Genomic DNA, 19,534 nt, shown 5'->3' with positions numbered 1-19,534 from the left:
GACGAGCGACTGGCCGGACCGGGGCTGCAGACCCCGGGCCCGACCACGGTCGCTCAGCCGGCCAGCGGGTAGTGGCAGGCGACCTGGCGGCCCGAAGGTGTCGACGTGAGCCGCGGACGTTCCACGGCACACAACTCCTGTGCGTACGGGCAGCGCGTACGGAACGGACACCCCGTCGGCTTGTCCGCAGGACTGGGCACCTCACCGGTCAGCACGATGCGCTCCCGGGGCGGTCCCTCCCCGAGGGGCGTCCCGTCGTCGATGTCCGGGACCGCCGACAGCAGGGCCTGCGTGTACGGATGAGCGGGGTCCGAGTACAGCGCCTCCGTCTCCGCGAGCTCGACGATCTCGCCGAGATACATGACGGCGATCCGGTCCGACACATGACGGACCACACCGAGGTCGTGCGCGATGAAGACATAGGTGAGGCCGAACTCCTCCTGGAGGTCGGCGAACAGGTTCAGCACCTGGGCCTGGATCGACACATCGAGCGCGGAGACCGGCTCGTCGGCCACGATCAGCTTCGGATTCGTCGCCAAGGCGCGCGCGATGCCGATGCGTTGACGCTGGCCGCCGGAGAACTCGTGCGGGTACCGGTCCAGATGGGCCGCCGCCAGCCCTACGACATCGAAGAGATCCCCGACCCTGCGGCGGACCGCGGCCGCGTCACCGTACTGGTGCACGAGCAGCGGCTCGGCCACGATGTCCCCGGCACGGCGCCGGGGGTTGAGCGAGGCCTGCGGATCCTGGAAGACCAGCTGCATGCCCGGCCGCACGGGCCGTAGCCGGCGCGTGGACAGCGTCGAGATGTCCTGCCCGTCGAACTCCACGCGCCCACCGGTCAGTTCAGTGAGCCGGACCAGACAGCGGCCCAGCGTGGACTTGCCGCAGCCGGACTCGCCGACGATGCCGACCGTCTCTCCGCCGCGCACGTCGAGCGAGACCCCGTCGACGGCCCGGAGTACCTGGCGCCTTCCGCGCACGGGGTAGTGCTTGGTGACGTCCGTCGCCCGCAGCAGCACCTCACCGGAAGGTGCTGCCATGTCCACTGTCATGCTCTCCCGCGCCGTCACGACGCCACCTCCGTGTCCAGGTCCCGTCCCTCGCCCGCCGTACGTGCCGTCGTCCGCAGTCCTGCACGGTCGTCCGGCGGCAGCCAGCAGGCGTCGCGGTGTGCCTCACCCGACAGCGCGGGACGCTCTTCGCACCGGTCGTGCCGCAGTCGGCAGCGCGGTGCGAACGCGCACCCCTCCGGGACGGAGCCGGGCGAGACGGGCAGGCCCGCGATGGTGGGCAGCCGCCGCAGCCGGGCACCGCCCACACGCGGCACCGAGTCCAGCAGCCCCCAGGTGTACGGGTGCCGCGGACCGTGGAACACGGCCCGCCGCGGACCCTCCTCGGCTGCCCGGCCGCCGTACATGACCAGGACCCGGTCGGCGATCTGGGAGACCACACCCATGTCGTGCGTGATGATCACCATCGCGGAACCCTGCCCGTTGAGTTCCCGCATCAGATCGAGGATCTGGGCCTGGACCGTGACGTCCAGCGCCGTCGTCGGCTCGTCGGCGATGAGCAGCGCGGGGCTGCAGGAGAGCGCCATCGCGATGACCGCGCGCTGGCGCATCCCGCCGGAGAACTCGTGCGGATAGGCGTTCACCCGCGAGGCCGCGTCGGGGATGCCGACGTCCGAGAGCAGCCGGACGGCACACGCGTGTGCTTCCTTGCGGGAGACCTGTTCGTGCGCCCGGATCGCTTCGGCGATCTGCCAGCCCACGGTGTACACGGGGGTCAGCGCGGTCATCGGGTCCTGGAAGACCATCGCGATCTGCCGTCCGCGCACCGCCCGCATCTCCTTGCCGGACAGGCCGAGCAGGTCACGGCCACGGAAGAGGACCTCGCCCGACACGGTCACGTTCGGGTTGGTCAGCAACCGCAGCACGGCCAGCATCGACACGCTCTTGCCGGAGCCCGACTCGCCCACCACGCCCAGGACCTCGCCGGGGTCGACGGAGAAGGAGAGTCCGTCGACAGCGGTGACAGAGCCCTGCCGGGTGCGGAAGCGCACTCTCAAGTCGCGTACGTCCAGAAGGGGTTCGTCAGGCATGGCGGGCCCTCGGGTCGAGTCGCGCGTACAGGATGTCCACCAGGGCGTTGGCGAGGACCACGAAGAACGCCGCGTACAGGACGGTCCCCATGATCACCGGCAGGTCCAGGTTCTGGAGGGCGTCGAAGGTGAGCTTGCCGATGCCTGGCAGGCCGAAGACCACCTCGGTCAGCAGCGCGGCACCGCCCACCAGGGCGCCGAAGTCCAGGCCGAACAGCGACACGATCGGGATCAGCGAACAGCGCAGGGCGTGCCGGAGCAGGATCCGCCGCTCGGACAGTCCTTTGGCGCGAGCGGTGCGGACGTAGTCCTCGTTCAGCGCCGAGACGACCTCGCCGCGCAGCAGCCGGGCGTAGATCCCGGCGTACAGCAGGGCCAGGGTCAGCCACGGGAAGAGCATGTGCAGCGCCCACTGGCCCGGGTTGTGGCCGAGGCCGACGTAGCCGGGCGGGGGGACCCAGGAGAAGAGTGAGTCGTGCAGCTGCTTCTGGGTGAGGAGGTTGACGACCTCGCCGAGCCAGTAGGCCGGGAGCGAGACGCCGACCACGCCCACCAGCATGATCAGCGGGTCGGCTGCCCTGCCGCGCAGGGCCGCCGCGGCCGTGCCCATGACGATGCCGGCCGTCATCCAGATGACGGCCGCGCCGATGACCAGGGACAGGGTCACCGGGGTGGCCTGCAGGATCTGCGGGATGACCCGTGAACCCCGGTTGACGAAGGACTCCAGGTCCCGGTCGATGAGCAGATGACGCATCATCAGCAGATAGCGGACCGGCATCGGCCGGTCGAGCCCGAAGGAGTGCCGCACCTGGGCGAGCGTGGCCGGATCGGCGTTGCGGCCGGCGATCCGGGCCGCCGGGTCGACGCCCGGGGTGGCGAAGAAGATCAGGAACACCAGCACGCTGATGGCGAACATCACCAGCAGGGCGGAAGCGAAGCGCTTGAGGGCGAAGGCGAGCATGGTCACATCCCTCCGCGCAGCCGGGCGCCCGGGTCGAGTGCGTCGCGCACCCCGTCGCCGAGGACGTTGAGCGTGGCCGTGGTCAGCGCGATCAGCAGGCCGGGCGCGATCGTCACGGTGGGCCGGGTGTACAGGAGTCCCAGCCCGTCCTCGATGATCGTCCCCCAGCTGGCGTCGGGCGGCTGGACGCCGACGGACAGGAAGGACAGCGCCGACTCGGTGAGCATGGCCAGCGCGGTCATCAACGGCACGAACACGATCGCCGTCGGCACCACGTTCGGGAGCACCTCCCGGCGCAGGATGCGCAGGGTGGGGGCGCCGGAGCCGACGGCCGCCTGGATGTACTCCTTGTTGCGCAGTACCAGCACCTGACCGCGCAACGGCCGTGCGATGTACGGCACATAGATCGCCGCGATGATCGTCACGGGCAGCCAGAGACTTCCCGCGTCGACGGTGACGGGGCCCAGTTCGAGGCCGTTGGTGAGCAGCACCACCGACAGACAGATCGCCAGCAGGTACACCGGGAACGCCCAGATCACGTCCAGGACGCGGGAGATGACGGCGTCCACGAGGCCTCCCATGTACCCGGCGACAACCCCCACGGCCGTTCCGGCGGCGCAGGTGAGCAGCGCCGCGGTGAACCCGATGAACAGGCTCGTCCGGCCGCCGTACAACAGCCGCGCCATGACATCGCGCCCCTGGTTGTCGGCGCCGAGGAAGTAGTGGGCGGGGTCCCAGGTCGGGCCGATCGGGGTGACACCGAGGCCGAGTCCCGTGCTGCTCGGTGTGAGCACCGGCACGGTCTTCCCGCCGACGACCGTGGTGCCGGAGACATGGGACTGGAAGGGGTCGGTGTGCGCGATGTGGTGCGCGTAGAGCGGAGCGCACAGGGTCGCGAGCACGACGAGGAGCAGGACCGCCGCGGCGGCCAGCGCCGGTCTGTTGCGCAGCAGGTCGCCGGCGGCGGTCCGCCAGGGGCCCGGCGAGCGCCGGGCCCCTGCAGCCGGGGCGAGGGTCACTTCACCCACAGCTGACCGACCAGCATGTAGAACTGCTTGCTGAACCGGTAGTTCCCGACCCGCTTCGACGTGAAGTCGATCATCTTGGGGTTGATCAGCGGCACCACCGGCGACTGGGCCATGACCGCCTGGTCGACGGCACCCCACTGCTTGTCGGCGCTCGCCTTGTCGGTCAGCGAGGTCTTCATCGCCGCCTGCATCTGCGCGTCGACGCCCTTGTCGCAGAAGCCGGAGATGTTGATGCTGGAGTCGCTGCCGGGATGGTAACTGGCGCAGGACAGCAGCACGTTGAGGAAGTCGGAGGCCGCCGGATAGTCCTGGTACCAGGACGTCAGGGCCAGCTGCACCTTGTTCTTGGTGTTCTGGATGTAGGTGAACTGGATGTTCCCCGACAGCGGCTTGAGCGTCGCCTTGTATCCGAGCTGGGTGAGCAGGCTCTGCAGGTACTGCCCGATCGACTTGTTGACGTCGTCGTCCTGCGTGACGATGCCGACCTCCTGCCCCGCCGTACCGGACTGCTTCACCAGGGCCTTCGCCTTGGCGAGATCCGCGGCCTTCCAGGTCGGACCGCCGCCCTTGGTGTAGTCGCAGGAGCCGACGTGCCCCGGGAAGCCGGGCGGCAGGACCGTGCAGGCGGGGGAGGCGAGGTTGGTGCCCCCGTACAGGCGCACCACGGCGGACCGGTCGACGGCCCAGTTGATCGCCTGGCGGGCCGCCTTGTTGTTGAACGGGGCCGTATTGACGTTGAGCGTCGCGTACCAGAACGCCGTCAGCGGGTTCACATGCGCCTGGGAGGCGTACTTGGTGCCGATCTCGCCCAGCCGGTCTGCCGGCGGCGCGTCGAACATCCAGTCCGCCTGGCCGTTCTCGACGGCGGTCACCTCGGACTCGACGGTCTGCCCGAAGGCGTAGTTGATGACGTCCGGGTAGCCCTGCGGCTCGGCCTGCCGCGACCATTCCTTGAAGTGCGGGTTGCGCACCAGCTTGAGGGCCCGGTTCGGGTCGTACGACGCCGCCGTGTACGGGCCGGTCGACGGCAGCGGCTTGGTCCCGGCGTCCTTCGTCGGCGAGTCCTTCGGTACGACGACGGCGTGCGGAACGGCCAGTTTGTACTCGAACTCGGGGTCCGCGGCGGTGAGGTTGATGGTGACGGTGTTGGTCGCCGCGTCACCGGTCACGCCCTTGGCCAGGGTGCAGGAGGCCGGGGTCTTCAGACAGGCCTCGGCGCCGACGATGCCGTTGTAGAAGGTGCCCGCGGTGGGGCTGGAGACCTTGAAGATGCGCTGGAAGGACGCCACCACGTCGGCGGTGGTCAGGGGCTTGCCGTTGGAGAAGGTGACGCCCTTGCGGAGGGTGAAGGTGTAGGTCTTTCCGCCGTTGGTCACCTTCGGCAGGGCGGTGGCCAGGTCGGGGACGACGGTGAAGGACTCCTGCCCGCCGACCTTCTTGAACGAGAGCAGCCCGTCATACATCGACTGGAACAACTGCCAGTACTGGAGCGTGTAGTTGACCTGGGGGTCGAAGCTGCCCGCGGCCGCGTGGGCGACGAGGTTCAGGGTGCCGCCCTTGTGCTGGGCCTGGAAGGCGGTGGAGCCGGAGGTGGAAGCGCCCGGGTCGGAGGCGGAGCCCGAGCCGGACGACGACGAACAGGCGGCGGTGAGCGTGAGGGCGACAGTGGCGGCGGCGATCGCGCCCCGTCTGGTGGTAGGGGACATGGCAGAGAACTCCCGGGTCAGTCGGTGGAGTCGAGGAACTCGCCGACGATCCGGAGGTAGAGCTCCTCCTCCTCGACGTGCGGCATGTGGCTCGAGTGCTCGAACATGTGCCAGCGCACATCGGGGATGTGGTCGGCGAAGGGTCGGACGGTCTCGGGAGTGGCCTCGTCGAAACGGCCGGACACCAGGAGCGTGGGCGCCTCGACGAGGTGCAGCCGGTCGATGACGGACCAGTCCTTGAGGGTGCCGACGACATGGAACTCGTTCGGGCCGTTCATCGTGTGGTACACGGTCGGGTCGGCCTCGATGTTGTCCCAGGTGGCCTGCACCTCGGGCGGGTTGGGCGTGAGGCGGCAGACATGGCGCTCGTTGAAGACCTGTTCCGCGGCCCGGTAGTCGGGGTGGTCGGTGGTCCCCGCCGCCTCGTGGGTGTGCAGGACGTGCTGGACCTCCTCGGGGAGACCGGCGCGCAGTTCGGCGGCCGCCTGGAGCCACAGCCCCATGGACGCGGGGGAGTTGGCGATCACCAGGCCGCGCAGCCCTGGCGGGCGGCGCACCGCGTGCTCGGCGGCGAGCATGCCGCCCCAGGACTGGCCGAGGATGTGGTAGCCGTCGGCGATGCCCAACTCCGTGAGCAGGTTGTCCAGTTCGTCGAGGAAGAGCTGGACGGTCCAGAAGTCGGCACCCTTGTCGGGCAGATGGGTGGAGGACCCGGTGCCGAGCTGGTCGTAGTGGATCACGGAGCGGCCCTGCCGGGAGATGCCCGCGATGCTGAGGGTGTAGTGGTGACCGGCGCCGGGGCCGCCGTGCAGGACCACCAGGGGTGTCCTGCCCGGTTCGCCCGTGATCCGGTACCAGGTGGAACAGCCGTTGAAGTCGACGGTTCCGGTGTGGTTCGGTTCGGGGATCGCCACGGGTGAGCCTCCCAGACCGGCCGGAACCAGCCGGCCGCTGTCTGAAACTAGGTGGGGTGTGACGGATGAGTGAGATAGTGGGGTGCTAAAAGGTCAGCCCACAAGACCTTTTAGCGTGGCGAGGGAAAGACGTAACGGCGGGTTCACGTGGCCCGCGCGTGTTTACAGAAGCAGCGACTTGCAGGAGGACAACTGACATCCGAATCCGAACCCGGTGACGAGTTCTCCCGTGTCCTCGACCGCGTTCTGCTCGGCGGCGGCCCGTCGTCCTCGCTGCGCCCCGTCAGGGTGACCTCCGCTGTCGACGAGGTCACCGACAGGCTGCTCACCGTGATCGCGGTCGGTGACTTCCTGCCCGGCGAACGGCTGCCGGCCGAGCGCGAACTCACCGCACTGCTGCACGTCAGCCGCCCCACCGTGCGCGAGGCCGTGGCACGCCTGCAGACACTGGGTGTCGTCGAGATCCGTCGGGGCCGCAGCGGCGGCGCCTTCGTCCGCGACAGCTGGACCGAGTCCTCCGGGGCCGCGGTCCGCCGTACGCTGCTGCCCCGCTGGGAGGAGTTCGAGCAGCTCTTCGACCTGCGGGGGCTGGTGGAGGGCATGGTGGCCGCGACGGCCGCCCGGCGCCGGCGCCCCGAGGACCTGGCACCGATGCGCGAGGCACTGGCCGCGCACCTCGCCGCGCGCACACCCCGGGAGGAGCAGGCCGCCGACAGCGCCTTCCACCGGGCGATCTGCGCGGCCACCCACAATCCGCAGATCGCGCACCTCAGCCGGGACCTGCTGACCCGGATCAGTCTCGGCTTCCCGGTCGAGCCCTGGGGCAGGGGCGAGCGGTCCCACCACGAAAGGGCCGGTCATGGGCACGCGGCACTCTACGAGGCCGTCGCCGCCGGCGAGCCCGGGCAGGCGGAGGAGATCGCCCGCGAACACTTCATGATCAGCGCCGAGATGATCCGGGACGTCCTGTCCCGGGTACGGGGCACCGGGCCTTCCTGAAGCCGGTCACGCCGTCCGGCAGCCCGGTCACGGCGTCCAGCAGTCCCGCCGCGTCGTCCGGTGGCCCGGTCGCTCGGCCACGTCTCCCGATCGGTCGGCCATGCCGCCCGGTTGCCCGGTCGCGCCGTCCGGTAGGTGGGCGCCGCGCCTCCCGGTAGCGCGGTCACACCTCCCGGTGGTCGATTCCCAGCAGACTCGCCGCCGCCCCGAAGTCGGGGCCGTGGTGACCCACCGCCAGGGACCAGTGGTGCCCGACCCCCGTGGCGCTCCACGCGTCGACCCATTCGCCGGGGTCCCGCCCGAAGTCGACCCTGCTGGTGGTGTTGCCGATCTCCAGCAGAGGTCCCGGCACGACGGTGCCCTCGGAGGTGATGAACGACAGGCTGCCGTCGGCGTCCTGGCCGAGGCCGAGCAGGGTGACGGGTCCCTGCCGGACGTCGAACTCCACACTGACCCCCCAGCCCCGCTTGCCGTGGTAGACACCGAGACCGCGCAGCAGCGGGTCCCGGGCGCTGAGCGCGAGGTGGGCGGGCCCGTCGTGGCCCATCTCCACCACCCCGTCCTCGAAGTTCAGCGCCTGGATCTCCGTGAAGGAGCCCCCGGCGCCGACGCTCTGCGAGGCCAACTGGGCGACACTGGTGCGCAGTTCGAACTCACCGGCCGCCGGCACACCCCGGGCCGTGAGCAGCGAGGCGCCCAGGATCATCCCGGCGCCGAGCCGCTCGTGCAGCTCACCGTCGAGCCCCCGGTGGTAGTAGGCGAGGGTGTCGAGGCCGAAGTCCGCCACCAGCTGGTCGAGGGCCACCGACACGGTCGCCCCCCACGCGAAGTCCTCGTCCACGACACTCTCGTCGACGGTGAAGATCCGCCGGGCGAGCTCCACCCGCTCCCGGGTCTCCGCCTCCGTCACCTTCTGCACCCGGTGCCGCAGATCGTCGAACTCCAGCACCTCGACATGCGAGCCAAACGTCGCAGACAGCAGCGTCGGATCGGTCTGCACATCCAGCATGCCCGGATACACGTGCCCCATCAGCCCGTGCCGGGCGTGCCGGAGCGCGGCCCGGACATGCGCGGCACGCACCCACCGCTCGATGCGCCGCCACGCCGACTCCTGCCGCAGCCAGCCCGACACCGACCGGAAGGGGATCCCGGCCCGGCGGAAGACGTTGCCGACCTCCGGCACGGAGCACTGCGAGCAGTACGCCAGCCAGGCGCCCGTGTCGAAGGAGGCGTGGTCCATCCGCTCGGAGGGCTGGAGGTCGACGACAAGCACCGGGGTGTGCGTGCGCTGGGCGATCGGCAGGACCATCGACGAGGTCAGATAGGTCGTCAGGAACAGCACGATCAGATCGCAGTCGGCCCGGCGCAGCCGCTCGGCGGCGGCCGCGCCCTCCTGTGCGTCGGAGACGAAGCCCGCGTCCGTCACCTCGGCGTCCAACTGCCCCAGCCGTTCGGCGACATACCCCGCCGATTCCTTCAACTGGGGCAGCAGCCCCGGGAACTGCGGCCAGTACGTGCCGAGCCCGCCGGAGACCAGCCCGATCCGCGGCCTACGGCGGGTCACGGGCGGCAGCAACTCGGCCAGGTCGGCGTCCCGTTCACCGGTGCGGGTCGTGGTGGATTCGGTCGTCGCCATGGGCGGCGCTCCTTCGAGGGTCGGTTCAGGTTTGCGCGACCTTCAGATCCGTCTGTGCGGTGGCGGCCGGGGTCGCGCGGGGAACCAGGACGCGGACGATGTACAGGCCCGCGAACGCCGACAGCGCCATGCAGCCGGTGATCACCCAGAGCAACAGACTGGGGCTCCGGTCGAGCAGGGCGGGCGTGACGAACGCGACGCCCGCGAAGACCCCGCGCGAGACGGCGTAGGTGATCCCCTGCGTGGTGCCCCGGGTGTCCGCGGGCAGCGTCAACTGCGACCACACCTTGTAGTTGGCCTCGCCCGCGAACGGATAGGTCAGCTGGTAGAGGACGTAGAAGACGAGGAAGCCGACGATGGATCCCAGCGTGAGCGTGCCGATCGCGAAGGCCGCGATCTGTACGACCGTGGCGACGTAGAACATCCGGTCGCGGCGCGGGCCGTCGGCGATGCGGACGAAGGCGAGCGTCAGCAGCAGGCCGATCGGAAGACAGGCGAGGTTGATGCCGGTGGCCACGCTCTGCGTGGCACCACTGACGGTGACCAGCAGATACGTCGTGAACTGGCCCATGGTGTTGGCGCCCAGGCCCCAGGTCGCGTAGAAGGCGAAGGTCGCGAGCATGGGCACCAGCGCGGCACGGGTCCAGACGTTCTTCAGCGCGACTCCCTGCTGCTCGGCCGGTTTGTCCACCGAGACCAGGTCCATCTCCGGATCGGGCCCGGTGGCCAGTTCCAGCTTGGCGCGCAGATGCCAGGTGACCAGGGCGGCGACGGCCAGATGGGCGGTGATGAGTCGGGCCCCGAGCATGCCGGTGTCCGACAGGGCGAACCCGGCGAAGACCACGACGATGATGCCCAGCATCCACATGACCTGCGTGAACGCGATGAGCCGCCCCCGGGCGTGGTCGGGGGCCGCGTCCGAGACCACGGCCAGCGACGTCGGCAGGTCGGCACCGGCCGCGAGACCGGCGAGCAGGACACCCGCCAGAAGGGTGATGTCGTCGGGCGCCAGTGTGATGACGATTGCCCCGAGGGCGTAGCAGAGGATGTCCAGGTTGTAGAGGCGGCGTCGACCGAAGACGTCGGCGAGGCGTCCGCCGACCAGGGAGCCGACCGCGATGCAGATGGTGACGATCGCGCTGATCGCACCGGCCATCCAGACGCCCATGTCGTAGGCGTCGCGATAGATGGCCAGGTTGACGCCGATGCTCACGATGAGCGCGGCATCGAGGTAGGACGCCATGCCGGAGAGGGTCGCGACCTTCCAGAGGCGCTTCTCGATGGGTGGTTCCGGCTGGTTCGGGGCAGGCGAGGTTCGGGCCATGATGCGGCTCCGTCTGGGGAGAGTGGGTCCGAGCGGAGGGGGACGTCGCTGTTCTCGGCCGATGTCTGGCGACTATAGGAGGGTAAAAACGTTCCAACAAGACGTCATGCGGCCATCCGTGGAAACGGCCTGACGGCCCCGCAGCTCTGGTGGGTGCCCCGGGGGTGTCCTACGGTGAGGCTGACGTAAAACGTTTTTGATCCGTGAGAGTGTCCGGGCCGTACTCGGAAGGACCTATCCGTGATCTCTCCAGCCCTGCGACAACTGTTCGACGAGCCGCCCCGGGACTTCGGCCCCACCCCGCTGTGGTGGTGGTCCGGCGCGAAGGTCACCCGCGAGCGCCTGGACTGGCAACTGCGCCGGTTCGCCGACGGCGGCGTCCACAACCTCGTGGTGATCAACCTGGCCCCGGCCGGACCCACCTTCGGCGCCCGCACCGACGACCCGGTGTGGTTCGGCGAGGAGTGGTGGGCCCGCTTCACGGACGCCTGCGAGATCGCCGGGGAGCTGGGCACACGTCTGTGGTTCTACGACCAGATCGGCTTCTCCGGCGCCAACGTCCAGGGGAGCATCACCCGACGGCACCCCGGGTCCGCGGGCCGGGCCCTGCGTTCGCGCCGGGCGGTTGTCTCCGGCGGCACGGTCGAGCTGAGGGGCGCGGAGACCCTGCTGGGGGCGTACGACAGCGGGGGCGGACGGCTGCCGTTCACCGGGCAGGCTGTCCGTGCCGGCCAGGAAGGGCCGCCGCGGATCGAGGCCGCCGACGGCACCGAGGTGCGCCTGGTCCTCGCGGTCCCCACGGCCTTCGACTACCTCGACCCCGCTGCCGTCGGTCTCCTGTTCGATGCCATCCATCACGAATACGACCGCCGGGTCCCCGAGTACCTGGGCAACGTCATCGCGGGCAGCTTCCAGGACGAGTTGCCCGCCACCAACTCCTGGACCGGCCGCTTCCCCGAGGAGTTCCGGACCCGGCGCGGCTACGACCTCCTCGACCACCTGCCCGCGCTGTTCGGCGAGAGCGCTGGCGACACCACCCGGGCACGCAAGATCCGCGCCGACTACTACGCCGTGCGCGCCGAACTCACCGAAGAGGCCCTGTTCCGGCCCCTCGCCGCCTGGCACGACGAGCGCGGCCTCCTCCTGGGCTGCGACCAGAGCCATCCCGCCCGCTCCGGCTTCCCGGCCCAGTCGACGCAGCTCTACACGGACTACTTCCGCACCCACCGCTGGTACAGCGCCGCCGGCAGCGACCACCACGGCGACGCCAAGGTGCACTCATCCATGGCCCACCTCTACGGCCACGAGCGCGTCTGGATCGAGTCGTTCCACTCCTCCGGCTGGGGCGGCACCCTGGAGGAGACCTATGACTGGCTGCTGCCGTTCCTGCGCAGCGGCGCCAACCTGTACAACCCGCACGCCAGTTACTTCGGCACCGCGGGCGGCTGGTTCGAGTGGGCGCCGCCGTCCACCGACTGGCGTCAGCCCTACTGGCAGCAGTACCCCGCCTTCTCCCGGGCCGTCGCCCGGATCTGCTCGATCCTGTCCTGGGGCACCTACAGCGCCGATGTCGCGGTCCTGCACCCTTCCGCCACCATGCAGTCCCTCATCCCGCTGGACGCTCCCGTCCAGCACTTCGGGGACGGCCGCCTCGGCGACGCCCACGCCGACGTCGACGAGACCCAGCGCCATTACCTGGGGCTGTGCGGAACGAACAACTGGCTCCGGCCCGACGTGGGCGCCCTCGACCGCCACCGGATCTCCTTCGACGTCATCGACGACGCCTCGGTGCAGGGCGCCAAGGCCGGCGACGGTGCCCTGCGTATCAGGGAGCAGGCGTACAGCGTGGTCCTGCTGCCCTCGGCGAGTGTCCTGGAGGACGGGACGGCCCGGGGACTGGTCGACCTCCTCGACGCGGGCGGCCGGGTCGTGGTCGTGGGCCGGCCTCCGGCGCAGGCCGCGGGGCTGGCCGGTGACGACTCCGTCGTAGCCGCGCTGCTGGACCATCCGCGCCTTGAACGGGTGCCCGACGCCGAGGCCGGTGCGGCGGCGGTCGCCGACGCCGCCGGATACGCGACGGGCGAGGTGCCGCTGCTCGTCAGGCGCAAGGGCGACATGGCAGTCGCACTGGTCACGGGGGCGTTTCCCGACGCCCGTACGCACCCACCGGGGGACCGCCACGAGATCGACCCGGCGCGCTACGCCCGTACCTCCTCGGTCAGCGTGCGCGGCCCGGTCGCCGAGGCCGAGATCTGGAACCCGGCGACCGGCGAACGCCGCCCCGGACGCGTCACCGTCACCGGCGGCGTCTCTGTCATCGAGGTGCCCCTGGAGGGCGCCCCGGCCGCACTGGTCGTATGGCGCGAGGGCCCTCCGGCGGGCGGCACGCCCCCGGCGCCTCCGGAACGGTCCGAGACGATCGACCTGTCGGCCGGCTGGGAGGGCCGTCTCGCTCCCACGATGGACAACACCTGGGGTGATCTGGCGCTGCCCGCCGGAGCGTCCGTCGCCGAACCGCAGATCTGGACCATGCGGTGGACCGAGAACGAAGGCCCCTGGCGACCGGTCCGGGTGACCTACGGCAACCGGGTCCGGGTCCTGCCGCCCGTGCCCTTCGTGCAGGCCCCGGCTCCTCTGGACGCCGCCGCCGTCCAACAAGTCCTGTCCGGGGAGAAGGAGTTGGCGTCCCCGGAGTGGGATGTCTCGCTGTACTCGTCGAGTCGCGGCATTCCCGACCCGCACGGACTGCTCGGCAACAAGGGCCTGGTGCCGGAGGAGTTCGTGCGCGTCCCGGTGCCCGGGAGCGGAACCGCCGCACGGGTCAGGGCTGTTGTGGAGACCGACCACCGCGGGCCGGCCGACCTGCACATCGGTGCGGCGGCGACCAAACGCGTGTGGTGGAACAGCACAAGGGTGGATACCGGCGGCGGCTATCTGGCGTCCGCCCGGGTCGACGTCCAGGACGCCCGCAATGTGCTCGAGTACGAGTTGTCCGACGCCCAGGACCGGCCGCAGACCATTTCGGGTGCCGAGAAGACCCCCCTGGGCAGCTACTTCTGCCTGTCCCGCCCGGACGGATTCGCGACGCGCCCGCTCTTCATGAGGGTCCCCGACGACGTACGGCCGGACGGCGGCGTGACCTACCGGGGCCGGTTCGAACTTCCTGGACAGGGTGCGGCGGCGGTCCTCGTCGTGGGGGCCGCGGTGGGCGTGACTGTTCTGCTCGACGGAGCCGTCGTGGCGCGGCAGGAGAAGGTGGAGTACTACGAGTCCGACTGGGGCGCGGTGCCGATGTTCTTCCGGCACGAACTGACCCCGGGCGGTGGCGATCACGTCCTCGACGTGGTGGCCGACAGCATCGACGCGCGGGACGGGATCTACGTCGACCTCGTGGCGGACACGACCGCCCTGGTCAGCGGCCCGGGGTGGGAGGCCCGCACGGGGGAGTGGAACGGGCTGACGGTCGAACACGAGGGCCGCTGGGGGGAGTTGCAGCACTGCGCTGCCGCGGTACGGCCGCACCCCCTGCCCGCGGCCGACTGGCTCGCCGGAGCTCCGGTGCTCGGCCTCGCCGTACTGCCCCTGCGGTCCACCGATGACGTCCGGGAGGCCGAGCAGCGCTTCCGGTTCACCGTGCCGGCGGGGACCGTGTCGCTGGACCTGCCGTTGGAGCTTCCCGCGCGCGTGAGGATCGACGGCGGCCCTGAACTGCCCCTCGAAAACGGGCACATGACGTTGCATCAACTTCTCGACACGGCAACGGAGTTCGAGGTGCTCACCGCCCCCACGGCCGTTCTGCGCGGTGGCTCCGCCTGGCGCGGGCCGGTGCGGGTGCGCACCGTTGCGGCTCCGATGCGACCGGGGGAGTGGGCGGAGGTGGGGCTGGGCGGCTGGAGCGGTGGCGTGACCTATGCGCGGACGCTGGAGGTGCCGGCCGGGTCGGACCCGGTGCTGGACCTGGGGCGGGTGCGGGGCAGCGTCGCGGTGCGCGTCGACGGGGAACTCGTCGGCGAGGCCTTCTGCGGACCGTACCGCTTCGCGCTGCGCGGCACCGCCGGGCGGACCGTCCGTCTCGACGTGACCGTCCACAACACCCTGGCCCCGTATCTCGCCGAAGCGACACCGACCGCCTGGGCCTTCCCCTCCCAGCTGCCGTCCGGGCTGCTGGGACCGGTGACGCTAGAAAGGCCCGTCTGAGGGTGCCCGCGTGGAGTCCCGCAGGACCAGCCCCGGTGCGAACACCCGCGCCTCGTGGGCGTGTTCCGAGCGGGCCTCCACCTCGTCCAGCAGCATCTCCACGGCCGCCCTGCCGAGTTCCTCGACCGGCTGACGGACCGTGGTCAGGGTCGTACCGACGAAGCTCGCTATGTCCAGGTCGCCGTAGCCGACCACCTGTACGTCACCCGGGACCTTCACGCCGCGCTCGCCCAGCGTGCGGCACAGCCCCGCCGCGAGGAAGTCGTTGGTGCAGAAGACCCCGTCGGGCAGTTCGTCGAGACCGCGGGCGATCTCGGCGCCGTATGCCACCGTCATCTCCTCGGCGACGACCTGGCCCAGGCGTGCCTCGCGCCGGGTACGCACGGCCTGGCGGGCGCCCTGGTAGCGGTCGGCGCACTGGCGGATCGTGCGCTCGCCGTTCACGACGAGGATGTCGCGCGCCCCGCGGTCCAGCAGGTGCTGCACGGCGATGCGGCCGCCCGCGATGTCGTCCACGGAGACCGAACAGCCTTCCTGGGCGGGCATCGCCCGGTCGGCCAGGACCAGCGGGATGCCCCGCTCGCGCAGTCGTGTCAGCCGGGTGGGGTCGGCACTGAGCGGGACCACCACCGCGCCCACGGCCCGCTGTTCGACGAGCATGCTGAAGTAGCCCTGTTCCCGCTCCGGCGCGTCCCCGCTGTCGCACAGGACGAGTGAGTAGCCGTGTTCGTACGCGGCGTCGGCGGCGCCGCGCGCGATGCGCGAGTAGAACGAGTTGGCCACGTCCGGCAGCACCAGACCGATCGACGAGGAGTGTCCGGTGCGCAGACCGGCGGCTCCCGGATGAGGGACGTAGTCGAGTGCGGCGACAGCGTCGCGGACCCGCTCGGCCGTGCGCGCGTTGACCCGCTCGGGCCGGTTCAGGACGTTCGACACGGTCGAGACGGAGACTCCGGCGGCTGCCGCGACCTCCTGGATACGGGCGGGACGATCCGAAATGGCGTCCACCCCCCTTGTTGGTGCAGCCGTTCGACCGAGCGGCGCAAGTCTACCCTCGCGGCATGTGGAACGTTTTTTGAGTGAGGCAGAGGAACCGGCTCCGGGCGGGCCGTCATCGAAAAACCGGTGAACCTGCACACCGTTCACCGTCCGGGCGGGGTAAGTCCCGGTCGTGGTCGTGGTTGTACCGCCCCACGCCCTTTGTGTGCCGCCGCGACGCCGCTGCGCGTGAAGGAAAAGGTGCGACCGGTGAGCGGATTGCGATGCCGGTGAAGCCACTCGTGGCGGCCGGTGGCGGGTGACTGGCAGGGCCGCCCCGCTCATGCTTCGATCCGGGGGCCGTCCTCGACATCGCTTCCTCGAAAGGAACCGCGCGACATGAACTCCGCCCCCCGCATCGACACCACCGAGATCCACGACACGGACCTCGACAGCATCTCCGGTGGCGTGGCCGTCGCGGCCGCCGTCGGTCTGCACATCGAGGCCGGACCGCTCGCCGTGTGCGCCGACGCCGACGCGTTCGTCTCCCTTGAGGGTGTCGCGGCGAACGCGAAGGCGTCCGCCTTCGTCGCCTGAACCGGCACACCGCGTCCGACGGGCCCCGGATCCACCCTTGGATCCGGGGCCCGTCGACGGTCAGAAGGGCCGCCCGCGCCTCCGGGTGGCGCCGGACCGGCCGACACCTGCCCGCACAGCAGCGACCGCGAGGAGCCGTTCCCGGACATCGTGTGGTGGGTCGACCAGGAAGTACCGCGCCACGGAGCCGAGATCACCCTGCCGCGCGAGCTGGGTACGCGCGGCACCTACGCCGAGGTCAGACCGCCGCCGGGTACGTCGGGTACTCGACGCCGGAAACGTGCTGGACGACGCGGATGACCTGGCAGGAGTAGCCGAACTCGTTGTCGTACCAGAGGTAGAGGATCGCGTTGTCGCCGTCGACCTTGGTGGCGCCGGCGTCGACGATCGAGGCGTGGCGGGAGCCGATGAAGTCGCTGGAGACCGCGTCGGGGGCCGTGGTGAAGTCGATCTGGCGCTTGAGCGGCGAGGTCAGGGAGACGTTCCGGAGGTGGTCCAGGACCTCCTCGCGGGTGGTCTCGCGGCCCAGGCGCAGACTCAGGATCGCGATGGAGACGTCCGGCACCGGAACCCGGATCGAGCTGCCGGTGATCGGCGCTGCGAGGTCGGGCAGTGCCTTGGCGACGGCGGAGGCGGCGCCGGTCTCCGTGATGACCATGTTGAGCGCCGCCGAGCGGCCGCGGCGGTCTGCCTTGTGGTGGTTGTCCAGCAGGTTCTGGTCGTTGGTGAACGAGTGGACCGTCTCGACGTGGCCGCGCAGCACGCCGTACTCGTCGGCCATCGCCTTCAGCGGCGGCACGATCGCGTTGGTGGTGCAGGACGCGCAGGACAGGATCTGCTCGTCCGGCTTGATCGTGTCGTGGTTGACGCCGTGCACGATGTTGGGGACGTCGCCCTTGCCCGGCGCGGTCAGCACGACCTTGTCGATACCGGGGCGCAGATGCTGGGCCAGGCCCTCACGGTCGCGCCACTTGCCGGTGTTGTCGATGAGGATGGCGTCCTTGATGCCGTACGCCGTGTAGTCGACCTCGGAGGGGTCGTTCGCGTGGATCACCTTGATGGTGTTGCCGTTGGCGATGATCGCGCCCTCGGACTCGTCGACGGTGATCGTGCCCTGGAACTGGCCGTGGATGGAGTCCCGGCGCAGCAGCGAGGCCCGCTTGACGAGATCCTCGCCGGCCCGCCCGCCGCCACCCCGGACGACGATGGCACGCAGCCGCAGACCGTTGCCGGAGCCCGCCTTCTCGATCAGCAGCCGGGCCACCAGGCGGCCGATGCGGCCGAAGCCGTACAGGACGACGTCCCGCGGCTCCCGGCGCTCGATCTTGTTGCCACCCGTCGCGCCGGCCACGGCGTCGGCGGTGAACTCGGCCACCGACAGGCCGCGGTCGTCGGTCTGGTAGATCTCGGCGAGCCTGCCGATGTCGATCTGCGAGGGGCCCAGGTCCAGCGCGGTGAGCGCCTGGACGAACGGCAGGGTGTCGGTGACGGAGAGCTCCTCACCGGCGATCTGCCGGGCGAACCGGTGGGTCTTGAGGATGCTGACCACCGACTTGTTCACCAGGGAGCGGCTGTGCAGCAGAACAGTGACGTCCCGCTCCCGGTGCAGCCTCCCGATCATCGGGATCATCGATTCCGCGATCTCCTCGCGGTTCTTCCAGTCGGTGAACGAGTCGTCCTTGACAGTCACAGAATTCTCTTTCGAGCTAGGCAGCGCTCATATGGTAACCCTCTTGTGTTTTGATCGATCGGTGGGGTGTCGCAGCTCACGGGCCAAGGAGCCGGGGCGGTGCGGCGTCCGGAACCGGCCGCAGCAGCGAAGGGTGCGCGTCGGCCACCCGCTCCTTCGTGAACGCGGTGACGATCCTGCGGGCCAGGAGCGGATCCGCCGGAAGGGCGTGCGCCGCGAACCAGCGGGCGGCGGCCGGATCGGGGGAGGGCTCGACGAACTCCGCGCCCGCGTAGTCGTCCAGCGGCGGATCGTAGAGGTAGCCGCAGACCACGTCGTGCCGCACCAGCCGTTGGACCAGGGCGTCGCGGTCGTCGACCAGCAGCGGCACCCGGAAGAGCGGCAGGGGGCCGTCGTGCACGGTCCGCTCCCGCAGCGCCGGTGACGCCCACGGGGTGCCCGCCAGCAGGGTGACACCGGCCCTGCGCCGGGTGAGGTCCTCGTCCAGACGGGCCATCCGCAGCTTCAGCTGCCCGCGCACCAGCGCGCCGTGCCGGGAGCGATAGCCGTGCAGGTCGACCCGGACCCACGGCTCGTACGCCGTCAGGCTCGGCGCCTGTCGCGCCGACGCGGTGAGCCGCGGTGCGTGCAGGGGCATCCGGAACGCGTCCCGCTCCAGCAGCCCCAGCCGTTCCATGGCCCGCCACACCGGGCGCACCAGATGGAGCGACCGGACGGCGGACCGGGCCAGCGGGCGCAGCGTCGTGGTGATGTCCTCGCTCAGCCGGCCGGGGGTCAGGAGATCGTCCCGCAGCAGTTCCAGCTCCCGGCGCGTGCGCGCGTCCTCGACGGCGAGGAATCCGCCGGCCATTCCCGCCACGTGCTTGGACAGGCTGAACACCGCCGCCCTGCCGAAGGTCCCGATGGGCTGCCCGTCCACATGGCTGCCGATCGCGTGCGCCGCGTCCTCGAACAGCGGGATCCCCAACTGCGAGCAGCGGCGCCGCAGTTCGACGACCCGGTCGGGCACGCCGTAGAGGTTGCTGGTCAGGACGGCGTCCACGTCGCGCCAGGTCGCCTCCGGTACGGCGGCCGGATCGATGTTGCCGTCCCACGCGGACACGGGGGCCAGCACGGGACGCAGGCCGGCCGCGAGGACCACGAACAGGATCACGTCGTCGGTCACCGGTGACATCAGCACGCGCCCGCCCGGCCGGCACCAGCGCCTGAACGCCAGGTAGAGGGCCAGCCGGGCCGAGGGCGTGTACACGCACTCGCGTCCCAGTCGCCGTGTCATCGTCGCGGCCAGCCGTGAGCCGTAGGGCATCGGCACCCCTTGTGTCGATGGTCCGGAGGAAGTCCGGAGAAGGGCTGTGCAGGGCAGCGCGGCACACCCGCGTCCCCGCAGGGCGAGGGGGCGC

14 protein-coding genes are annotated in these 19,534 nt (G+C 70.6%); 3 read left to right on the top strand and 11 right to left on the bottom strand.

Going from position 1 to position 19,534, the window contains the following annotated elements:
• Nucleotides 1–53: 53 nt before the first annotated feature.
• From OHT57_RS05460 to OHT57_RS05435, 6 genes are read right to left on the bottom strand one after another with little or no spacing between them, the layout of a single operon-like run.
• Nucleotides 54–1,043 (bottom strand): ABC transporter ATP-binding protein, encoded by a 990-nt coding sequence (locus tag OHT57_RS05460; RefSeq protein WP_328744892.1) that lies wholly within the window; start codon nt 1,041–1,043, stop codon nt 54–56.
• Between the two features lie 26 nt (nt 1,044–1,069).
• Nucleotides 1,070–2,104, bottom strand: a complete 1,035-nt coding sequence (locus OHT57_RS05455) for an ABC transporter ATP-binding protein (protein ID WP_328744891.1) — start codon at nt 2,102–2,104, stop codon at nt 1,070–1,072.
• Nucleotides 2,097–3,065: an ABC transporter permease gene (locus tag OHT57_RS05450; protein WP_328744890.1), complete on the bottom strand. Its 969-nt coding sequence runs from the start codon at nt 3,063–3,065 to the stop codon at nt 2,097–2,099. Before OHT57_RS05450 ends, OHT57_RS05455 begins: the two co-directional genes overlap by 8 nt.
• Nucleotides 3,066–3,067: 2 nt before the next feature.
• Nucleotides 3,068–4,093, bottom strand: a complete 1,026-nt coding sequence (locus tag OHT57_RS05445) for an ABC transporter permease (RefSeq protein WP_328744889.1) — start codon at nt 4,091–4,093, stop codon at nt 3,068–3,070.
• Complete coding sequence (locus OHT57_RS05440; RefSeq protein ID WP_328744888.1) at nt 4,081–5,799, bottom strand: ABC transporter substrate-binding protein; 1,719 nt, start codon at nt 5,797–5,799, stop codon at nt 4,081–4,083. Before OHT57_RS05440 ends, OHT57_RS05445 begins: the two co-directional genes overlap by 13 nt.
• 17 nt (nt 5,800–5,816) lie before the next feature.
• On the bottom strand, nt 5,817–6,713 hold the full coding sequence (locus OHT57_RS05435; RefSeq protein WP_328744887.1) for a proline iminopeptidase-family hydrolase: 897 nt from the start codon (nt 6,711–6,713) through the stop codon (nt 5,817–5,819).
• Nucleotides 6,714–7,001: 288 nt separating this feature from the next.
• On the opposite strand from OHT57_RS05435, the gene OHT57_RS05430 reads away from it, so the two are divergent.
• A complete protein-coding gene (locus OHT57_RS05430) occupies nt 7,002–7,712 on the top strand; it encodes a FadR/GntR family transcriptional regulator (RefSeq protein ID WP_328744886.1) in 711 nt (236 codons plus the stop codon).
• A 163-nt stretch (nt 7,713–7,875) separates the two neighbouring features.
• On the opposite strand, the gene OHT57_RS05425 is transcribed toward OHT57_RS05430, so the two are convergent.
• Entirely contained in the window at nt 7,876–9,348 is a 1,473-nt protein-coding gene (locus OHT57_RS05425) for an L-fucose/L-arabinose isomerase family protein (RefSeq protein ID WP_328744885.1), read from the bottom strand.
• A 25-nt stretch (nt 9,349–9,373) separates the two neighbouring features.
• A complete protein-coding gene (locus OHT57_RS05420) occupies nt 9,374–10,672 on the bottom strand; it encodes an MFS transporter (RefSeq protein ID WP_328744884.1) in 1,299 nt (432 codons plus the stop codon).
• A 240-nt stretch (nt 10,673–10,912) separates the two neighbouring features.
• Here OHT57_RS05420 and OHT57_RS05415 point away from each other — a divergent pair, with 240 nt between their 5' ends.
• The gene (locus OHT57_RS05415) at nt 10,913–14,869 is read left to right on the top strand and encodes a glycosyl hydrolase (RefSeq protein ID WP_328744883.1); all 3,957 of its coding nucleotides are present in this window, start codon (nt 10,913–10,915) and stop codon (nt 14,867–14,869) included.
• Here the strand turns inward: OHT57_RS05415 and OHT57_RS05410 are convergent.
• A complete protein-coding gene (locus OHT57_RS05410) occupies nt 14,852–15,877 on the bottom strand; it encodes a LacI family DNA-binding transcriptional regulator (RefSeq protein ID WP_328744882.1) in 1,026 nt (341 codons plus the stop codon). The two genes, OHT57_RS05415 and OHT57_RS05410, sit on opposite strands and share 18 nt — an antisense overlap.
• 369 nt (nt 15,878–16,246) lie before the next feature.
• Here OHT57_RS05410 and OHT57_RS05405 point away from each other — a divergent pair, with 369 nt between their 5' ends.
• Nucleotides 16,247–16,444 (top strand): hypothetical protein, encoded by a 198-nt coding sequence (locus OHT57_RS05405; protein WP_328744881.1) that lies wholly within the window; start codon nt 16,247–16,249, stop codon nt 16,442–16,444.
• A gap of 238 nt (nt 16,445–16,682) precedes the next feature.
• On the opposite strand, the gene OHT57_RS05395 is transcribed toward OHT57_RS05405, so the two are convergent.
• Together OHT57_RS05395 and OHT57_RS05390 are read right to left on the bottom strand one after the other, a co-directional pair.
• Nucleotides 16,683–18,134, bottom strand: a complete 1,452-nt coding sequence (locus OHT57_RS05395; protein WP_328744880.1) for a glyceraldehyde-3-phosphate dehydrogenase — start codon at nt 18,132–18,134, stop codon at nt 16,683–16,685.
• Nucleotides 18,135–18,210: 76 nt separating this feature from the next.
• Entirely contained in the window at nt 18,211–19,440 is a 1,230-nt protein-coding gene (locus OHT57_RS05390) for a DegT/DnrJ/EryC1/StrS family aminotransferase (RefSeq protein WP_328744879.1), read from the bottom strand.
• Nucleotides 19,441–19,534 lie beyond the last annotated feature (94 nt).

The organism is Streptomyces sp. NBC_00285, assembly GCF_036174265.1.
Taxonomy (GTDB): domain Bacteria; phylum Actinomycetota; class Actinomycetes; order Streptomycetales; family Streptomycetaceae; genus Streptomyces.
Note: the sequence above shows the minus strand (reverse complement) of the source record. Positions and strands in the feature narration are given on the sequence as shown.

What these genes read in the sequence shown, in the direction of transcription:
- OHT57_RS05455 (WP_328744891.1), bottom strand. Translation starts at nt 2,104, where the DNA reads ATGCCTGACGAACCCCTTCTGGACGTACGCGACTTGAGAGTGCGCTTC.
- OHT57_RS05450 (WP_328744890.1), bottom strand. Translation starts at nt 3,065, where the DNA reads ATGCTCGCCTTCGCCCTCAAGCGCTTCGCTTCCGCCCTGCTGGTGATG.
- OHT57_RS05390 (WP_328744879.1), bottom strand. Translation starts at nt 19,440, where the DNA reads ATGCCCTACGGCTCACGGCTGGCCGCGACGATGACACGGCGACTGGGA.
- OHT57_RS05420 (WP_328744884.1), bottom strand. Translation starts at nt 10,672, where the DNA reads ATGGCCCGAACCTCGCCTGCCCCGAACCAGCCGGAACCACCCATCGAG.
- OHT57_RS05440 (WP_328744888.1), bottom strand. Translation starts at nt 5,799, where the DNA reads ATGTCCCCTACCACCAGACGGGGCGCGATCGCCGCCGCCACTGTCGCC.
- OHT57_RS05460 (WP_328744892.1), bottom strand. Translation starts at nt 1,043, where the DNA reads ATGGCAGCACCTTCCGGTGAGGTGCTGCTGCGGGCGACGGACGTCACC.
- OHT57_RS05405 (WP_328744881.1), top strand. Translation starts at nt 16,247, where the DNA reads ATGAACTCCGCCCCCCGCATCGACACCACCGAGATCCACGACACGGAC.
- OHT57_RS05425 (WP_328744885.1), bottom strand. Translation starts at nt 9,348, where the DNA reads ATGGCGACGACCGAATCCACCACGACCCGCACCGGTGAACGGGACGCC.